Below are 16268 nucleotides of genomic sequence, written 5' to 3'. Positions count from 1 at the left end.
TTTCGCGCGACCTGTCCCGCACGGGTGCGGTGCGATGGGGTATGAAACCCCTGCGACGGCGGCCATGCGGCCGCCGCCTTCAAGCGAGGTATGCGCCCGCTACGCGCCAGGCGCGAAGGCCCGGTCGAGCACGTCGAGTTCGGCCTGCAGCCGCCTGGTCAAGGCCTCCGCGGCCGGTAGCATCGGCGCGCGCATCTCGTTGCGCAAGCGCCCCTGGCTGGCCAGCAGCGCCTTCAGCGGCGCCGGATTGGGTTCGGCGAACAACAGCCGGATCACGGGCGCCAGCGCCAGGAACAGGCGCTGCGCCTGGCCCAGTTGCTGCGCGCGCACCGCGCGGTGCATCGCCACGAACAGGTCCGGCCGTACATGGGCGGCGGCAGCGATCATGCCGGTGCCGCCCAGGCACAGCGTGCCCAGCCCCTGCAGGTCTTCGCCCGCCAGGACCGCCACGCCGCCGTGGGCGATCAAGGCCAGCGTCTTGTCCACCGAGCCGCCGCAATCCTTGACGGCGGCGATGTTCGGATGCTCGGCCAGCGCCAGCAAGGTGGCGGTGTCCAGCTGTGCGCCGGTGCGATACGGAATGTCGTACAGGATGAGCGGCGCGGCCGAGGCGTCGGCCAGTGCGCAGAAATAGGCTTGCGCGCCAGCCTGGCTGGGCCGTACGTAATACGGCGCGGGCGCCAGTACGCCGGCCAGCGGCCGCTCGCCCAGCCGCGCCAGGCGCCGCAGGACATGGCCCTGGTGATTGCCGGCCAGGCCCATGGCCACGGGCAGCGCGCCAGCCTCCTCCAGCACGGCGTCGAGCACCGCGAGCTGTTCGGCCTCGTCCAGCGCGGCTGCCTCCCCGGTGCTGCCACAGGCAACCAAGCCATCGACGCCGGCGGCTTTGTAGTCGCGCACCAGCCTGCGCAAGGCAGGCAGGTCGACGGCGCCGTCGGCGAACGGCGTCACGAGCGGAATCCAGATATCCTGGAACGGAGATTGAGCGGGATATTGCATGGGCACTCCTGAGGTGCAAGGTTGACCGTTGTCGACCGTTCAGGTGTGCGTGGATCAGGGAGGGGCTGCGCGCATGGCCGCGCGCCGCCGGGCTTGCCGCTGTTCCGTCGCCCATCTGACGGAACAGCAAGCTCCGGTCAGATGAGCGGCTGTTTTTTGGCTTTCAGCACCACGCACGCCGATGCCGCACCGAAGGTACAGGCAATGGCAACGCGGACGCGGGGCTGGAACATGGGCAATATGTGAATCAACAGTAGGCGCAATCTACCCAGCGCCGGCCAGGCTTGTCAATCGGCGGACCCCAGGCTGTGCAGGAAAACCTCGCACAAGGCTTCCATGCCGGCGCGGTCCTCGTCGTCGAAACGGCCGGGCAGCGGACTGTCGACGTCCCAGACGCCCAGCAGGCTCCCCTTGTGCAGCAGCGGCACCACGATCTCCGCGCGCGATGCGGCATCGCAGGCGATGTGGCCGGGGAAAGCATGGACGTCCGGCACGACCTGGGTGCGCCGCTGGCTGGCGGCAGCGCCGCACACGCCGCGCGACAGGGCAATGCGCACGCAGGCCGGCTTGCCCTGGAACGGTCCCAGCACCAGTTCCTGGCCATCATGGAAATAAAAGCCCGCCCAATTGATGTCCGGCAGCGCCTGGTACACCAGGGCGCTGAAGTTGGCGGCGTTGGCGATGCGGTCGTGCTCGCCGGCCAGCAAGGCGCGCGCCTGCGCGGCCAGTTCGGCATAGAAGACGGGCTTGGATACGGTGGAGATAGGGGTGGCGTCAAACATGTGTGTATTTGTAACTGTACTGGCGGGAATCGAACCAACTGATTTTAGAAGGCCACAATAGGGGCCGGGGCGACAGCGCGGCGTTGTGGGACAATCAGCTTTTGCAGCATGTTTCTTACCCTATTTCAAGACCATTCCATGGACAAGCCTTTCGAACCCGAGTGTTCCTTTTCGGAACGCGCCAAGCAGCTCACCAGCTCCGCTATCCGTGAAATCCTCAAGGTCACTGAACGACCCGAAGTCATTTCGTTCGCCGGCGGCCTGCCGGCGCCCGGCGGCTTTCCGGTAGAAGTGGTACAGGCTGCATTCGACAAGGTCTTGGCCACCAATGGCCGCGCCGCCCTGCAATACGGCCCCACCGAAGGTTATGCGCCCCTGCGCCAATGGGTGGCCGACGACCTGAATGCCGTGGGCGCCAACGTCACGGCCGACCAGATCCTCATCGTGTCGGGCTCGCAGCAGGCGCTCGACCTGCTGGGCAAGGTGCTGATCGACAAGGACAGCCCCATCCTGGTCGAGGATCCCAGCTACCTGGGCGCGCTGCAGTCGTTCAGCCTGTACCAGCCGAAGTACGTGCCGATCCCCACCGACGACGGCGGCCTGGTCCCCGAGGCGATCACGGCCGAACTGGCCGAGGGCGCGCGCTTCCTGTACGCGCTGCCGAACTTCCAGAATCCCACCGGCCGCACGCTCAACCTGGAGCGCCGCAAGGCCCTGGTGCGACAGGCCGCACAGTTCGGCGTACCCATCATCGAGGACGATCCCTACGGCGAGCTACGCTACGCCGGGGAACCGCAACCCGGCCTGCTGGCCCTGGCCGGCGAATGCGGCGCCACCGTCATCCGGCTGGGCACGTTCTCCAAGGTGCTGGCGCCCGGCCTGCGCCTGGGCTACATCGCCGCGCCGCGCAACATCATCAACAAGCTGGTGCAGGCCAAGCAGGCCACCGACCTGCACACGCCCACGCTCACGCAGATGGCGGTCTACGAAGTCGTCAAGACCGGCTTCCTGGCCGAGCACCTGCCGCGCGTGCGCGAGATCTACCGCGTGCAGGGCCGCTGCATGCTCGAAGCCATCGAGCGCGAATTCCCTGCATCGGTCAGCTGGACCAAGCCCGAGGGCGGCATGTTCATCTGGGTCACGCTGCCCGAGCACATCGACAGCACCAAGCTGCTGGCGCAGGCGGTCGAGCAGAACGTGGCCTTCGTGCCGGGCGGCCCCTTCTACGCAGGCACGCCGCGGCAGAATACGCTGCGCCTGAGCTTCGCCACGGTGCCGGAAGCCAAGATCCGCGAAGGCATCGCCATCCTGGGCAAACTGCTCAAGGCAGCGATCTGACCTGAGTCACCGTCCCGGGACGGCCGGCGCAAGCCGGCCGTTTTGTTTATGCTTGCAGTTTCACCATCCGTCCGTTTCGTCAGCCCGTGAGCGCATCGCAGCAACAATCCGTCGACCTCAACGACATCGTGTTTACCGATTGGGTGGAGCGCTGGCTGCCCAGGCCATGGCGCCCCTATGCGCGCCTGTGCCGGCTGGACCGCCCCATCGGCACATGGCTGACGCTGCTGCCGTGCATCGCCGCGCTGGTGCAGGCCGCCGGCGGCCTGCCCGACCTGCGCCGGCTCCTGATCTTCTCGCTGGGCGCCCTGCTCATGCGCGGCATCGGCTGCACCGTCAACGACATGTGGGACCGCGACATCGACAAGCACGTCGAGCGCACGCGCTTCCGGCCGCTGACCAGCGGCCAGCTCAGCATGCGCCAGGCGGTGGCGTTCCTGATCGGCCAGTTGCTGGTCTGCGCCTCGCTGCTGTTCTTCATCAACGACATGAGCCGCTGGCTGGCCGTGGCCGTGCTGCCCTTCGTGTTCATCTATCCGTTCTGCAAGCGCGTCACCTACTGGCCGCAGGTCGTGCTGGGCATCTGCTTCAACTGGGGCATGCTGATGGCCTGGTCCGACACGCAGGACCACCTGCCGCTGGCGGCCATCGCCATGTGGCTGGGGGCCGTGCTGTGGCAGGTCGGCTACGACAGCATCTACGCCTATGTGGACGTGCGCGATGACCGCAGCCTGGGCCTGCATTCCACCGCCACGCGCTTCGGCGAGCAGGGCAAGCTGTGGATCGGCGGCTTCTATGCCGCCACGCTGGCGCTATGGACCTGGGGCGGCTACGCCATGGGCCTGGGCTGGGGTTATTTCGCCGGTATCGGCGCCGTGGCCATTCACCTGGCCTGGCAGCTGCGCGAGTTCGACCTGCAGCGTCCCGAGCGCAACTTCAAGCTGTTCCGCGCCAACCTCTGGACCGGCGTGCTGCTGATCGCGGCGGCGCTGGCCGGCACCCTGCCGTACTGACCCTTCCCTCGCGGTACCTGGCCCGCCCGGCCCTCCCCGGGCGGCGCGCTCGCGCCCGCAAGACGCGTTCCCAATTCCCCACTGGTGGGATCTTGCGGGCAAATCCTGAGAATTAGCGGCTCCAGTGGAATAATGTTTTCCAGGAATCAGGGTTTATCCGGAGTGTCCTGAAGCGCAGAATGCAGTCATCGGGATGCAACAAACGACTGACGACGGATAGGCCGCCTCAGGTCACTCCCGCAGATCAGACGGATGGAGGAATACCATGAAGACCCTTGCTACCGCAGTAATGCTTTCGATGACCATGGCCACCGGCGCGCAGGCCGCCGACCTCGGCGCCGAACCCACCCGCGCCCAGGTGCAGGCCGAGCTGGTCCAGGCCAAGGCCAACGGCCAATACACGTTTGGCGAGCAGGACTACCCCGCCGCCATCACGCAGGGCAGCGCGCTGTCGGCCGCCGAAGTCCGCGACGACCTGGCGCAGGCCAAGGCCGCCGGCGAAGTCACCTTCGGCAACCTCGACTACCCGCCCCAGGCTTCGAACGTCAACAGCAGCATGACGCGCGCCCAGGTGCAGGCCGACCTGGCCCAGGCCAAGAACGATGGCGTGGTGACCTTCGGCAACCTGGACTACCCGCCGCAACACGGCTGATCCCCCCGGCGCCCCCCCTCGCCGCAGCCGTAAGTGCCGGCGCCCGCCCTGTACAGAGGGACGGGCGCCGTTTTTTTTGCCTCTGCCATGCAGGCGTCGGAACGGTGGAAAATTTCGACGATTTGATTGATTATTTCCATCAAAACGACGTTTTCACCGCTACATATCGACAGCAGCGCTCGTTAGCATGGTTGCATGCCCGCAACCCTCGCCCGGGAGCCCGCCATGGTACGACCGCCCTACCCCATCGCCATCCTCGGCGCCGGCAAGATCGGCGCCGCCATCGCCTTGCTGCTGCAACGCGGTGGCGACTACGACATCCTGGTTGCGGACCAGGACCCGGCGCGCCTGCAGGCGGTCGCCAGGCTGGGGTGCCGGACGGCGCAGGTACGCGATGACGATGCGCTGCAACAGGCCGTCTCGGGCCGCTACGCGGTACTCAACGCCTTGCCGTTTCATCGCGCCCGCGCCGCCGCGGCCGCATGCGTACGCGCCGGGGCGCATTATTTCGACCTGACCGAAGACGTCGCCAGCACCCACGCGATCCGCGAACTGGCCGCCTCGGCCGGCACGATGCTGATGCCGCAATGCGGGCTGGCGCCGGGCTTCATCGGCGTGGTGGGCAGCGACCTGTCCCGGCGCTTCGACCGCTTGCTCGATCTGCGCATGCGCGTGGGCGCGCTGCCGCGCTTTCCTTCCAATGCGCTGCGCTACAACCTGACCTGGAGCACCGAGGGCCTGATCAACGAATACTGCAATGCCTGCGAGGCGATCGTCGACGGCGCGCTGGTTGCCGTGCCGCCCATGGAGGGCTACGAAACCTTCACGCTCGACGGCATCGAGTACGAGGCGTTCAACACCTCCGGCGGGCTGGGCACGTTGCCGCAGACGCTGCTGGGCAAGGCGCGCAACGTCGACTACAAGTCGATCCGCTATCCCGGACACTGCGCCATCATGAAGCTGCTGCTCAATGACCTGCGGCTGCGCGAACGGCGCGACCTGCTGCAGGAAATCCTGGAAAGCGCCATCCCCTCGACCGACCAGGACGTGATCGTGATCCTGGCCTCGGCCAGCGGCTATCGCCAGCAGCGGCTGGTGCAGGAATCGTTCTCGGCGCGCATCTACGGCGCCACGGTGGACGGCCAGACGCTCAGCGCGATCCAGCTCTCCACCGCGGCCGACGTCTGCACCATGCTTGACCTGGCGGTCCACGGCCACTTGCCGCAACGTGGCTTCATCGGCCAGGAACAAGTACCCCTGGCAGCCCTGCTGGAGAACCGTTACGGCCGCATCTACGCCGGCCAGCCGCTGCCGGCGCGGGAGGCGCCGCAGGCGTTGTTGCCCGGGTCCTAGACCCAACCCTCCAGGCGCAACGTCGCGCGCACCAGGCGCTGCTCTTCCTGTTCGATCTCGGCCAGGCTCTGGCGCACGCTGTCCACATGGGCGCGGGCGGCCTGGTGCGCCTGCTCGGGCTCGCGCGCCAGCACGGCAAGGAACAGGCGCTCGTGCTGCTGGTCGATGTGGCGCTTGTGCGGCTCGCGGTGGTAGAGATTGTTGACGCAGGCGAACACCGAACCCAGCAGCAGATCCGTCAGGGATTGCAGCGTATGCACCAGCACCGCATTGTGCGAGGCCTGGCAGATGGCCAGGTGGAAAGCGTGGTCCAGGTGCGCATGGGTGGCGCTGTCGGTCTCGCGGCCGTGCGCGGCAAGCATTTCGTCATAGCGGCGGCGGATCATGATGAAGTCGGCGTCCGTGCCGCGGATCGCCGCCAGCCGGGCTGATTCGCTTTCGAGCAGCGCGCGCACCTCCAGCAGGTCGTACAACGTGCGCGGCTGCGAATTGAACAGGTGCACCAGCGGGCCCGCATCCACCTGCGAGATCTGCGCCACGTACGAACCCTTGCCCTGGGCGGTATGGATGATCTGGCGCGCCCACAGCACCCTGAGCCCTTCGCGCAGCGCCGTGCGCGATACACCCAGCTTTTCGGTCAGCCGGCGCTCGGACGGCAGGGCCTGACCAGCCTTGAGCACGCCATCGAGGATCAGCCGCTCGATACGCTCGGCCACGACTTCGGCGATCTGTTTGCGCGCCCCGTCGACGCCTGGTTCCATGACTTGCCCCACTGGTATGACCACGATATCCGCTGCTACTGACTCTACTCGAACCGGCATTCTATGTGATTGAAAACCAGATATAAATATTTATCTCGTCGCCATGTGCATTCGCACAAACTAGTATGACCAGTACTTATTGCTATGGACAAGACCGGCTCGCCCGGCCGATGATGATGGTTCCGATTTCCCAATCCCGGCCGGGCCCCTGGCTCCGGCCCTTTTTCACGACGCGAGACCCGCATGACTGAACGCATCCCGCATCATGGCCTGCAAGTGGCGGCCTCCCTGCACCGTTTCATCGAAGACGAGGCGTTGTCCGGCAGCGGCCTGGCGCCCGACGAGTTCTGGGCCGGCTTCGCCGCCCTGGTGCGCGACCTCGCGCCGCGCAACCGCGAACTGCTGGCCGAGCGCGACCGCCTGCAGGGCGAAATCGACGCCTGGCACCGCGCCCATCCCGGCCCCGTGCGCGACAGCGCCGGGTATCAGGCGCTGCTCGAACGCATCGGCTACCTGCAGCCCCAGCCAGCACAGGTGACCGCCAGTACCCGCGACGTGGACAGCGAGATCGCCAGCCAGGCCGGCCCGCAGCTGGTGGTTCCCGTCTCCAACGCGCGCTATGCGCTGAACGCGGCCAACGCCCGCTGGGGCAGCCTGTACGACGCGCTCTATGGCACCGACGCGATCCCGCCGGTGGCCGGCGATGACGGCAAGGGCTACAACCCGGCGCGCGGCGAAGCCGTGATCGCCCGCGCGCGCGCCTTCCTGGACGAGGCGGCGCCGCTGGCCCAGGGTTCGCACGCCGACGCCACCGCCTACGCCATCGAGGGTGGCAAGCTGGCGGTCACGCTGGGCGCCGGCCAGCGCACGGGCCTGCGCAACCCCGCGCAACTGGCCGGCTATCAGGGCGACGCCTCGCAACCGGCCGCCGTGCTGCTGGCCAACAACGGCCTGCACTTCGAAATCCAGATCGACCGCCAGCACCAGATCGGCGCCACCGATGCCGCCGGCGTCAAGGACGTGCTGCTCGAGGCCGCCCTGACCACCATCATGGATTGCGAAGACTCCGTGGCGGCCGTCGATGCCGACGACAAGGTACTGATCTACCGCAACTGGCTCGGGCTCATGAAGGGCGACCTGAGCGAATCGGTCACCAAGGGCGGCAAGACCTTCACCCGCCGCCTGAACGCCGACCGCCAGTACCACAAGCCCGACGGCGGCACCCTGACGCTGCACGGCCGCTCGTTGATGTTCGTGCGCAACGTCGGCCACCTGATGACCAACCCGGCCATCCTCGACGAGCAGGGCAATGAAGTGCCGGAAGGCATCCTCGATGCGGTGATCACCAGCCTGGCCGCCCTGCCCGACCGCGCCAACCGGCTCAACTCGCGCACCGGCTCGATCTACATCGTCAAGCCCAAGATGCACGGACCGGCCGAGGCCGCCTTCGCCAACGAGTTGTTCGACCGCGTCGAGGACCTGCTCAAGCTGCCGCGCCACACCATCAAGATGGGCATCATGGACGAAGAGCGGCGCACCAGCGTCAACCTGAAGGCCTGCATCGCGGCCGCGGCGGCGCGCGTGGCTTTCATCAACACCGGGTTCCTGGACCGCACCGGCGACGAAATGCATACCGGCATGGAAGCCGGCCCGATGCTGCGCAAGGGCGATATGAAATCCAGCGCCTGGATCACCGCCTACGAGCGCAACAACGTGCTGGTCGGGCTGGACTGCGGCCTGCGCGGGCGCGCCCAGATCGGCAAGGGCATGTGGGCCATGCCCGACATGATGGCGGCCATGCTCGAACAGAAGATCGGCCACCCCAAGGCGGGCGCCAACACGGCCTGGGTGCCCTCGCCCACGGCCGCGACCCTGCACGCCATGCACTATCACCAGGTCGACGTCGCGGCCGTGCAGCAGGCACTGGAGCAGACCCGCTACGACAGCGTGCGCGACGAGCTGCTGGCCGGCCTGCTGACCGTCCCGGTAGGCGATCCGGCCGCCTGGTCGGCCGATGACATCCAGCGCGAGCTCGACAACAACGCCCAGGGCATCCTGGGCTACGTGGTGCGCTGGATCGACCAGGGCGTGGGATGCTCGAAGGTGCCCGACATCAACAACGTCGGCCTCATGGAAGACCGCGCCACCCTGCGCATCTCCAGCCAGCACATCGCCAACTGGCTGCGCCACGGCATCGTCGACCGCGCACAGGTCAACGCCACGTTCGAACGCATGGCCAAGGTCGTCGACCAGCAAAACGCCGGCGATCCCAACTACCTGCCCATGGCCGGCCACTTCGACACCTCGTTCGCCTACCGCGCGGCGTGCGCGTTGGTCTTCGAGGGCCTGACCCAGCCCAACGGCTACACCGAGCCCCTGCTGCACGAGTACCGGCAAGCCTTCAAGGCGGCCCAGCGCTGACGCCGCCAGGCGCCCGCCTGCCGGCGGGCGCCTGCTTGCCGGGCCGCCATTTTTCGCACGATCGTGCTAAATTGGCTGGCATGAGCATCCCCAAGAGCGAACTCACCTTTGCGGCCATCGTGGACGCGGCGCTGGACATGGCCGCGGCGCAGGGCATGGAAAGCCTGACGCTTGGCGAAGTCGCCAAGCGGCTGGGTATCAGCAAGAGCGGCGTGTTCTCGCGGGTCGGCTCGCGCGAGGCGCTGCTGCACGCCGTCCTGCAGGAGTACGACCGGCGCTTCCTGGGCGCGGTGTTCGCGCCCGCCATGGCCGCGCCGCGCGGCCTGCCGCGCCTGGATGCCATGGTCGGCCACTGGATCGAACGCGCCGCCAATGTCGAAGCGCTGACCGGCTGCATCTACGTGGCCGGCGCCTTCGAGTACGACGATGTCGACAACCCGATGCGCGGGCGCGTGCAAGCCAATGTGCGCGGCTGGCGCGCCGCGCTGGGGCGTACCGTGCGGCAAGCGATCGACGAAGGCCATTTGCGCCCAGACACCGATCCGGAACAACTGGTGTTCGAGATCTACAGCCTGATGGTCGGCCTGATGCATGACGCGCGCTTCCTGCGCGACCCGCGAGCGCATGAGCGCGTACGGCAAGCCTACGCGCGCCTGATCGCCACTTACCGCAACACCTGAACGCAGTCATGGCCCGGCGCCGGGCGCCGGTTTTTTTCGATCAAATTCGCACGATCGTGCGAAAAGAGGGAATCATGAAAATGATCGCAATCGGCGCCGGCGTCATGTTGCTGGCGGGGCTGGTGCGAGCCTGCCAGGGCTGGCGCCGCCTGCTGCGCCAGCTGCCCGACCGCAACGAGGACATGACGCTGTTCTGACGCCGCGACGAGGTGTGCCTGCCCCCGAACGGGAACTGACATCCGCGACAGGGTGTGCCTGTCCCCGCTGGGACAGGCACACTGCGCTACGCCATGAACGCTAGCCTGCCAGGACGGTATCTGCCCCCCCGGCAGGTTACTTTTCCAGCCCTGCCTTGCGGGCCTGGTAGGCGATCGTGCTCAGCGCGCCGATGCGGCGCAGCGGCTCGGGAGGCAGCCAGTTCGGTTTCTCGAAACTGGCCAGGTCATCCAGCATGGCGCTGCGATGCCCCGCCACCTGTTCTCCCAGCAGCTTGCCGTAGATCGTGCCCTTGATGACACCGGCGCCATTGCAGCCGACCGACGCATACAGGCCGGGCTGGATGGCGCCCACGAACGATGCGCCGTTGCCCGTCAGGCCGGTCGATCCGCTCCAGACGTATTCGAAATCGTGCGCGGCCAGGTCCGGGTAGCGGCGTACGAACGAATCGCGCAACAGCTGTTCCATGCGCTCCAGCGGTTGCTCGGCCTCGTACGAATAGGCGCTGCGCACCATGAAGCGGCCGCCGCTGATGCGCCGCAAGGTCGTGCCCAGGCGATTGGCCGGAATCACGCCCCACTGGTCGCGCTCGCCCAGCAGCGCCTGCTGCGCGGGGCTGAGCACCGGCGTGACGCCCGCGTACGTGAAGATGGTGACCAGCCGGCTGCGCAGGAAGCCCAGCCTGCGGGCAAAGGCATTGTTGGCCAGGATCACGTTGTCGGCGGTGAACTCGCCGCCGCGCGTACGCACCTTGTACGGCCCGCTGCCGTCGATGGACAGCACGGGGTTGTCCTCCATCAGCCAGACGTTCTCCGGCAGGCTGTCGGCCAGCCCCCGTATCAGCGCGGCCGGCTGCACGAAGACGTTGTTCATGGAGTGATACCCGAACCGGTAATAGCGCGTGCCCAACTGCGCCTGCAGGGCATCGCGGTCCAGCTCGGAGAACGCCACGCCCCATTGGCCGTACTGTTGCAGCGCGCCGCGCAGGCTCTGCTCGCCGTCGGCGGTGGCCGCGGCGTGATACTTGCCGGCCAGATCCCAGCCACAGTCGAAGCCGCCCTGCCCGGAAAGCTGCGCCAGCCAGTCCAGTCCCGACTGGAGCATGGCGATCTGCTTGCGCGCCACTTCCAGCGGACTGTGATGCCCGCTCATGCGGGTGTTGTGCGGCAGGTTGATCAGGAAGCCCGAGTTGCGGCCCGCCGAGCCCTCCCCGGCGACGGTGGCGTCCACCACCAGCACCTGGTCCTGCGGCTGCAGCTCGGCCAGGCGGCGCGCCGCCGCCAGCCCGGTGTAGCCGGCGCCGATGACCAGGCTCTTGAAATGCCGTCGCGCCGGCGCCGCGGTGCGCGGGGTGCGCTTGGGCAGCATGGCGTTCCAGCCGGAACCACTTTGATACTGAGGGAAAGTCCGCGATGACCCTGATGGGGAAGACATGATGAGTTCGATGTTGCGGTTGAGGAATTACTGGTCGGCGCGCGCCTGCAGGCTGCGCATCACTTCGTTCTGCACGATGTCCCAGATCTGCGACTTCAGTTCGATGTAGCGCGGCGAAAGCTGTACATCGGCATTGCGCGGATACGGCAAGTCGTTGGGCATGTCGCAGGCCACGCGGCCCGGGCGCGCGCTCATGATGACCATGCGGCTCGACAGCAGCAGCGCCTCGTCGATCGAGTGGGTGATGAAGACGATGGTCTTGCCGCTTTGCTCGTAGATGCGCGTCAGCTCTTCCTGCAGCACCTGGCGCGTCATGGCGTCGAGCGCGGCGAACGGTTCATCGAGCAGGATCACGTCCGGATCGTTGGCCAGCACGCGCGCGATCGACACGCGCTGGCGCATGCCGCCCGACAACGCCTTGGGATAGGCGTTCTCGAATCCCTTCAGGCCGACCATCTCGATGAACTGCTGCGCGGTTTCGCGTCGGGTGGCCGCCGCCACGCCCTTCATCTTCAGGCCGAACGCGACGTTCTCGGCCACGGTCAGCCAGGGAAACAGCGCGTACTGCTGGAACACCATGCCGCAGTGCGGATCGACGTCGACCACTTCGCGGCCATTGACCACGATGCGTCCGGCGGTGGGACGCTCGAACCCCGTGATCAGGTTGAGCAGCGTCGATTTCCCGCAACCTGAAGCGCCCAGCACGACCAGGAATTCGCCGCGCGGAATCTTCAGGTCCACGCCCTGCAGCGCCTGGAACGACCCGAACGACTTGGAAATACCTTCGATGGAAATCATGGGATCGTTTACCGCGACCATGCCAGCACCCTGTTTTCAATGATTCGGAACACTACGTCGGTAACCAGCACGGTCACGCTGATCAGCGCCATGCCCAGCACCACCGTATCGGTCTGGAAGAACTCCTTGCCGTTCATGATGAGAAAGCCCAGGCCTTCCTTGGCGGCCACCAGCTCGGCGGAGATCACGCAGGTCCACGACAGGCCGAGGATCACCTTGAAGCCGCTGAAGATCTGCGGCAGGCTGGCCGGCAGGATGACCGAGCGCATGACCTGCGGGCCGCTGGCGCCGAGGTTGCGCGCGGCGCGGATCAGCAGCGGATCGATATTGCGCGTGGCTTCGATCACATACAGCAGCGCCGGCGCGAACGTGCCCATGAACACGATGCTGTACTTCTGCGTTTCGGTGATGCCGAACCACAGCAGCGAGAGGGGAATCCAGCTCATCGAGGGCAAGGGACGCAGAAACGACAGGATGGGATCGAAAGCCGCCCGCGCGCGTTGCGACGTGCCCAGGAAAATCCCCAGCGGTATGGCCAGCGCGGTAGCGGCGGCAAAGCCCACCATGACGCGCCGCGCGGACGCCACGATGTGGTCCAGCAGCGAGCCCTGCTCCCACATATTGCCCATGCGCGCGAACACGTCCGAGGGCGGCGGCAGGAACAGCGCATCCACCCATTGCAGGCGGCACACGGCTTCCCAGAACAACAACAGCACGATCACGGACACGCTGCTGATCAGCAGCAGATCCGGACGGCGCTGGCGATTTTGTGCATTCATCGTTCAAATCCAGGCAAAGAACCGGCGGGCAGCCTCGCCCGCCGGCAGGACAATCGTGTCGGCTTACAGGTACGCCGCGTCGACCCACTCGCGCACCGGCGGCGCCTTGTCGATCTGGTCGTAGCGCACCATCATTTCGGCCAGCTTCTGCAGGCCGTCGATGTACTTGCTGCCCGGCGCCAGCAGCGCGCCCTGCTCGGCGGCCGTGTACCAGTCGGCGCCCTTGACCATCTCCAGCTGATCGGCCGCCGACAGCTTGGTCAGCTCGGTCAGCGCCGCCACCGTGGCGTCGGGCTGCGTCTTGAGCTGCTCATTGGCGCGGAAGTACGCTTTCAGGAAGCGCTTGACGGCCTCGGGGTTCTTGTCCAGGAAGGCGCGCCGCGCCACCAGCACGTCGGGGCCCGGGGTTACGCCATACTCCTTGTAGAGCGAGAAGCTGGTGTCATCGACCAGCACCTTGGCGTCCGGCATGGCGCGGATGGCGTTGAACTGGGGAGTCCAGGCCGCGGCCGCGTCGATCTGGCCGGACTGGAATGCCGCCGGCAGTTCCGGTGCCGGCACGTTGAGCACCGTCACGTCCTTGCCTGCCTTCAGGCCTGCCTGGTCCAGCAGGTTGAGGACCAGCAGGTGGGCGCTGGAAGCGAACGTCACGCCGACCTTCTTGCCCTTGAGGTCCTCCAGGCGCGCGACCTGGCTGCGCACGATCAGGCCCTCGACGCGGCCGAAGTTCTCGGGCACGCCGATGATGGCGAAGTGGCACGAGCCGCGCGACATTACGGCCAGCGCGGCCGGCGCGGCGGTCACCGCCATGTCGATGTTGCCCGACAGCAGGGCGCTGACGCGCGCCGAGGTGGTGCCGAACGACTCCCAGCCCACTTCCAGGTTCTCGGCCTTGAAATAGCCGGCCTGGATCGCCAGCCAGGCCGGGTAGTGGCCCAGCCAGGCCGAGCCGCCATAGCGCACGGCTTCGGCCTTCGCGGCCCAACTGCGGCCGGCTACCGGCAGCGCCAGGGCGGCGGCGCTGATCGCCATGCCCTTGATGAATTGTCGGCGAGTCTCCTGCATGCTCAATCTCCTTGTAGTAGGTGTTTCAACAAAGCCGCATCTGCCGCCCCAGCCAGGGCAGCTGCGTCGTCACTTGCGGGAAAATTTCGGTCTCCAGCGCCTGGCGGCTGAGCTGCCAGAACATGTCGGCCATCTCCTGGTACTCCTCGAGGCGCGACACCTGGTGCAGCGTGCGGGCCAGGCTGGGCCCGGGCAGCGGCAGCACGACGACCTGGTCCAGCCAGGAACGCCCCTGCAGCAGGCACAGCGGCGTCATCAGCGCCCAGCCCAGGTTGGCGGCAATCATGGCCATCACCACGTCGCTGGTGTCGATTTCCAGGAACGGCGGCGCGGTCACGCCGCAACGCCGCAGATGGCGTTCGATCATGGCGCCGAAATGCGACCGGCCGCTGAAGCGGATGAACGGCGCGGCCTGCGCCATCTGGCGCAGGTCCAGCGGCGCGAACTCGTCGGCGCGCACCGCCGGCGCCACCACCACGAACGGCTCGTTGAGGATAGGCCGGCGCACCAAGCCATCGACATCCTCGAGCGCATCCGTCGTAACGATGATGTCGACCTGCCGGTTCAGCAACGCCTGGGCGTGGCCGTAGGCCAGCCCCGACCAGACCAGCACCTGGCTGGCGCTTTGCGTCAGCCGCTTGACGATGGCCGGGCCGGTGGTCGCGGCGAACGAATCGATCATCCCGATGCGGATCGCCGGGCGGTTCATCAAGTCGGCTTCGCGCACCTGCGCGATCAGGCGGTCGATATCGTCGACGATCTGGCGCGACTGGCGCTGCAGCGCGACGCCGGCAGGCGTGAGCCGATAGGGGCGGCGGGTACGGTCGAGCACCCGCATGCCCAGGATGCTTTCGATCTGGGTAACCGTCTGCGATACGGCAGATTGCGTGATGTTCAACGCCTGCGCCGCGGCCGACAGGCTGTCGGCCGCTGCCACCGCGGCAAAAATGCGCAGCATGCGTACATCGAGGCTGGAATCGTTCTTGAGCGCGCCCATACTGTCTCCTGTAAGCAATACTAAGAAAACGGAGATTTTTAGGCGAAAACTAAGAACTTGTTAAGCAATTCTTATAGTAAGTATTAGCGTGCAGGCGGCAAGCGGCCGGCCTTGCGGCCAGACGCGCCCCGCTGCGGGGCCACTTGCATGGGATTGTCCCTAGCGCGGCGGCCTGGCGCCGTCGCCGGGCAAGGGCTGCCCGGCCTGGCGCGCCAACCGGTCGCCCAGCCGCGCCAGCTTGCGCACCATGTCCTCGTACTTGCGCAGCAGGCGCCGGCGATTCAACGTCTTGCTCCATGCGTACAGCGGCAGCAGCTGCTTGGGCCCGAAGCCGTCGACCAGGAACAGGCCATCCTGTCCGGTCGCGTTGCGGCCGACCACGATATTGCGGGCGCTGACGTCGTTGAAGATCACATGCGCCTCGATCAACGCCAGGAAAAACGCCCGCAACTGCTCGCGCAGCTGCGGCCCGAACCCCTGGGTCGACACGACCTGCACCAAGGTGGGCGCGGCCTTGCCCTCGGCATCGACGATCTTCTCCACCACCAGGCCCAGTCCCGCAGAGGTCAGCGCCAGGCCGGCAATCCGCGCCAGCAGCGTATTGCCGTCGGCCTGGCGCAACTGCACCGTCGTCGAGATGTACTCGACCAGTTCGGTGATGAACACGCGGTGCGCATCCTCGCGGTGGAATTTCTTGTGCCAGGGACGGCGCCGCCCCGGCTCATTGATGCGCGCGCGATTGACGATCTTGATCAGCAGCGCGGCGTTGCCCGGATGGTGGTAGACGTCGCGTTCGCTGCCGGTGGCAAGCAGCGTCGCGCCCAGCAAGTCGACTACGGCGAACGGCGGCCAGTCCGTGGCCGCCGGCACGACATCCATCACCGGCAGGACGGCAGGCATGCGGTCGCGCGGCGTCTGCGGCGCGATATCCTGCGGCAGCGCCTGCACGGCGGCCAGGCGGGAAGTTGGTATGGACATGT

The 16268-nt window shown here is 66.9% G+C and carries 16 protein-coding genes; 7 read left to right on the top strand and 9 right to left on the bottom strand.

Annotated elements, in window-relative coordinates:
- Positions 1–99 precede the first annotated feature (99 nt).
- Entirely contained in the window at positions 100–999 is a 900-nt protein-coding gene (gene dapA, locus LK409_RS20910) for a 4-hydroxy-tetrahydrodipicolinate synthase (protein ID WP_010927292.1), read from the bottom strand.
- 287 nt (positions 1000–1286) lie between these two features.
- Positions 1287–1781, bottom strand: a complete 495-nt coding sequence (locus tag LK409_RS20905) for a GAF domain-containing protein (RefSeq protein ID WP_004565953.1) — start codon at positions 1779–1781, stop codon at positions 1287–1289.
- A 138-nt stretch (positions 1782–1919) separates the two neighbouring features.
- On the opposite strand from LK409_RS20905, the gene LK409_RS20900 reads away from it, so the two are divergent.
- The 4 genes from LK409_RS20900 to LK409_RS20885 all read left to right on the top strand — a co-directional run bounded on the left by LK409_RS20900 (position 1920) and on the right by LK409_RS20885 (position 6137).
- A complete protein-coding gene (locus LK409_RS20900; RefSeq protein ID WP_010927291.1) occupies positions 1920–3119 on the top strand; it encodes an aminotransferase-like domain-containing protein in 1200 nt (399 codons plus the stop codon).
- An 86-nt stretch (positions 3120–3205) separates the two neighbouring features.
- Positions 3206–4132: a 4-hydroxybenzoate octaprenyltransferase gene (gene ubiA, locus LK409_RS20895; protein ID WP_010927290.1), complete on the top strand. Its 927-nt coding sequence runs from the start codon at positions 3206–3208 to the stop codon at positions 4130–4132.
- A gap of 265 nt (positions 4133–4397) precedes the next feature.
- Positions 4398–4784: a DUF4148 domain-containing protein gene (locus LK409_RS20890; protein ID WP_010927289.1), complete on the top strand. Its 387-nt coding sequence runs from the start codon at positions 4398–4400 to the stop codon at positions 4782–4784.
- A gap of 225 nt (positions 4785–5009) precedes the next feature.
- Positions 5010–6137, top strand: coding sequence for a saccharopine dehydrogenase family protein (locus LK409_RS20885; protein WP_010927288.1), 1128 nt, complete (start codon positions 5010–5012; stop codon positions 6135–6137).
- On the opposite strand, the gene glcC is transcribed toward LK409_RS20885, so the two are convergent.
- Positions 6134–6898 carry a transcriptional regulator GlcC gene (gene glcC / locus LK409_RS20880; protein ID WP_010927287.1) on the bottom strand — a complete coding sequence of 255 codons (765 nt, stop codon included), beginning with the start codon at positions 6896–6898 and terminating at the stop codon, positions 6134–6136. The two genes, LK409_RS20885 and glcC, sit on opposite strands and share 4 nt — an antisense overlap.
- 243 nt (positions 6899–7141) lie before the next feature.
- Here glcC and LK409_RS20875 point away from each other — a divergent pair, with 243 nt between their 5' ends.
- From LK409_RS20875 to LK409_RS22725, 3 genes are all read left to right on the top strand, one after another.
- On the top strand, positions 7142–9319 hold the full coding sequence (locus tag LK409_RS20875; RefSeq protein WP_010925701.1) for a malate synthase G: 2178 nt from the start codon (positions 7142–7144) through the stop codon (positions 9317–9319).
- A 35-nt stretch (positions 9320–9354) separates the two neighbouring features.
- On the top strand, positions 9355–9999 hold the full coding sequence (locus tag LK409_RS20870) for a TetR/AcrR family transcriptional regulator (protein WP_010925700.1): 645 nt from the start codon (positions 9355–9357) through the stop codon (positions 9997–9999).
- Between the two features lie 74 nt (positions 10000–10073).
- Positions 10074–10196 (top strand): hypothetical protein, encoded by a 123-nt coding sequence (locus LK409_RS22725; RefSeq protein ID WP_255032786.1) that lies wholly within the window; start codon positions 10074–10076, stop codon positions 10194–10196.
- A 136-nt stretch (positions 10197–10332) separates the two neighbouring features.
- Here LK409_RS22725 and LK409_RS20865 read toward each other — a convergent pair whose 3' ends face one another.
- The 6 genes from LK409_RS20865 to LK409_RS20840 form a co-directional block, all read right to left on the bottom strand.
- On the bottom strand, positions 10333–11649 hold the full coding sequence (locus LK409_RS20865; RefSeq protein ID WP_003806979.1) for an NAD(P)/FAD-dependent oxidoreductase: 1317 nt from the start codon (positions 11647–11649) through the stop codon (positions 10333–10335).
- 27 nt (positions 11650–11676) lie between these two features.
- The gene (locus tag LK409_RS20860; RefSeq protein ID WP_003806976.1) at positions 11677–12468 is read right to left on the bottom strand and encodes an ABC transporter ATP-binding protein; all 792 of its coding nucleotides are present in this window, start codon (positions 12466–12468) and stop codon (positions 11677–11679) included.
- Positions 12456–13226, bottom strand: a complete 771-nt coding sequence (locus LK409_RS20855) for an ABC transporter permease (RefSeq protein WP_003806974.1) — start codon at positions 13224–13226, stop codon at positions 12456–12458. The genes LK409_RS20860 and LK409_RS20855 overlap by 13 nt, the downstream gene beginning before the upstream one ends.
- Before the next feature lie 63 nt (positions 13227–13289).
- Entirely contained in the window at positions 13290–14291 is a 1002-nt protein-coding gene (locus LK409_RS20850; protein ID WP_010927286.1) for an ABC transporter substrate-binding protein, read from the bottom strand.
- A gap of 25 nt (positions 14292–14316) precedes the next feature.
- The gene (locus LK409_RS20845) at positions 14317–15288 is read right to left on the bottom strand and encodes a LysR family transcriptional regulator (protein WP_003806971.1); all 972 of its coding nucleotides are present in this window, start codon (positions 15286–15288) and stop codon (positions 14317–14319) included.
- A gap of 159 nt (positions 15289–15447) precedes the next feature.
- The gene (locus LK409_RS20840; protein WP_010927285.1) at positions 15448–16266 is read right to left on the bottom strand and encodes a PhoP regulatory network YrbL family protein; all 819 of its coding nucleotides are present in this window, start codon (positions 16264–16266) and stop codon (positions 15448–15450) included.
- Between the last annotated feature and the right edge of the window lie 2 nt (positions 16267–16268).

The sequence above is a fragment of the Bordetella parapertussis genome (genome assembly GCF_020735925.1).
Lineage (GTDB): Bacteria > Pseudomonadota > Gammaproteobacteria > Burkholderiales > Burkholderiaceae_B > Bordetella > Bordetella pertussis.
This window is presented reverse-complemented; position numbering and strand designations above follow the sequence as displayed.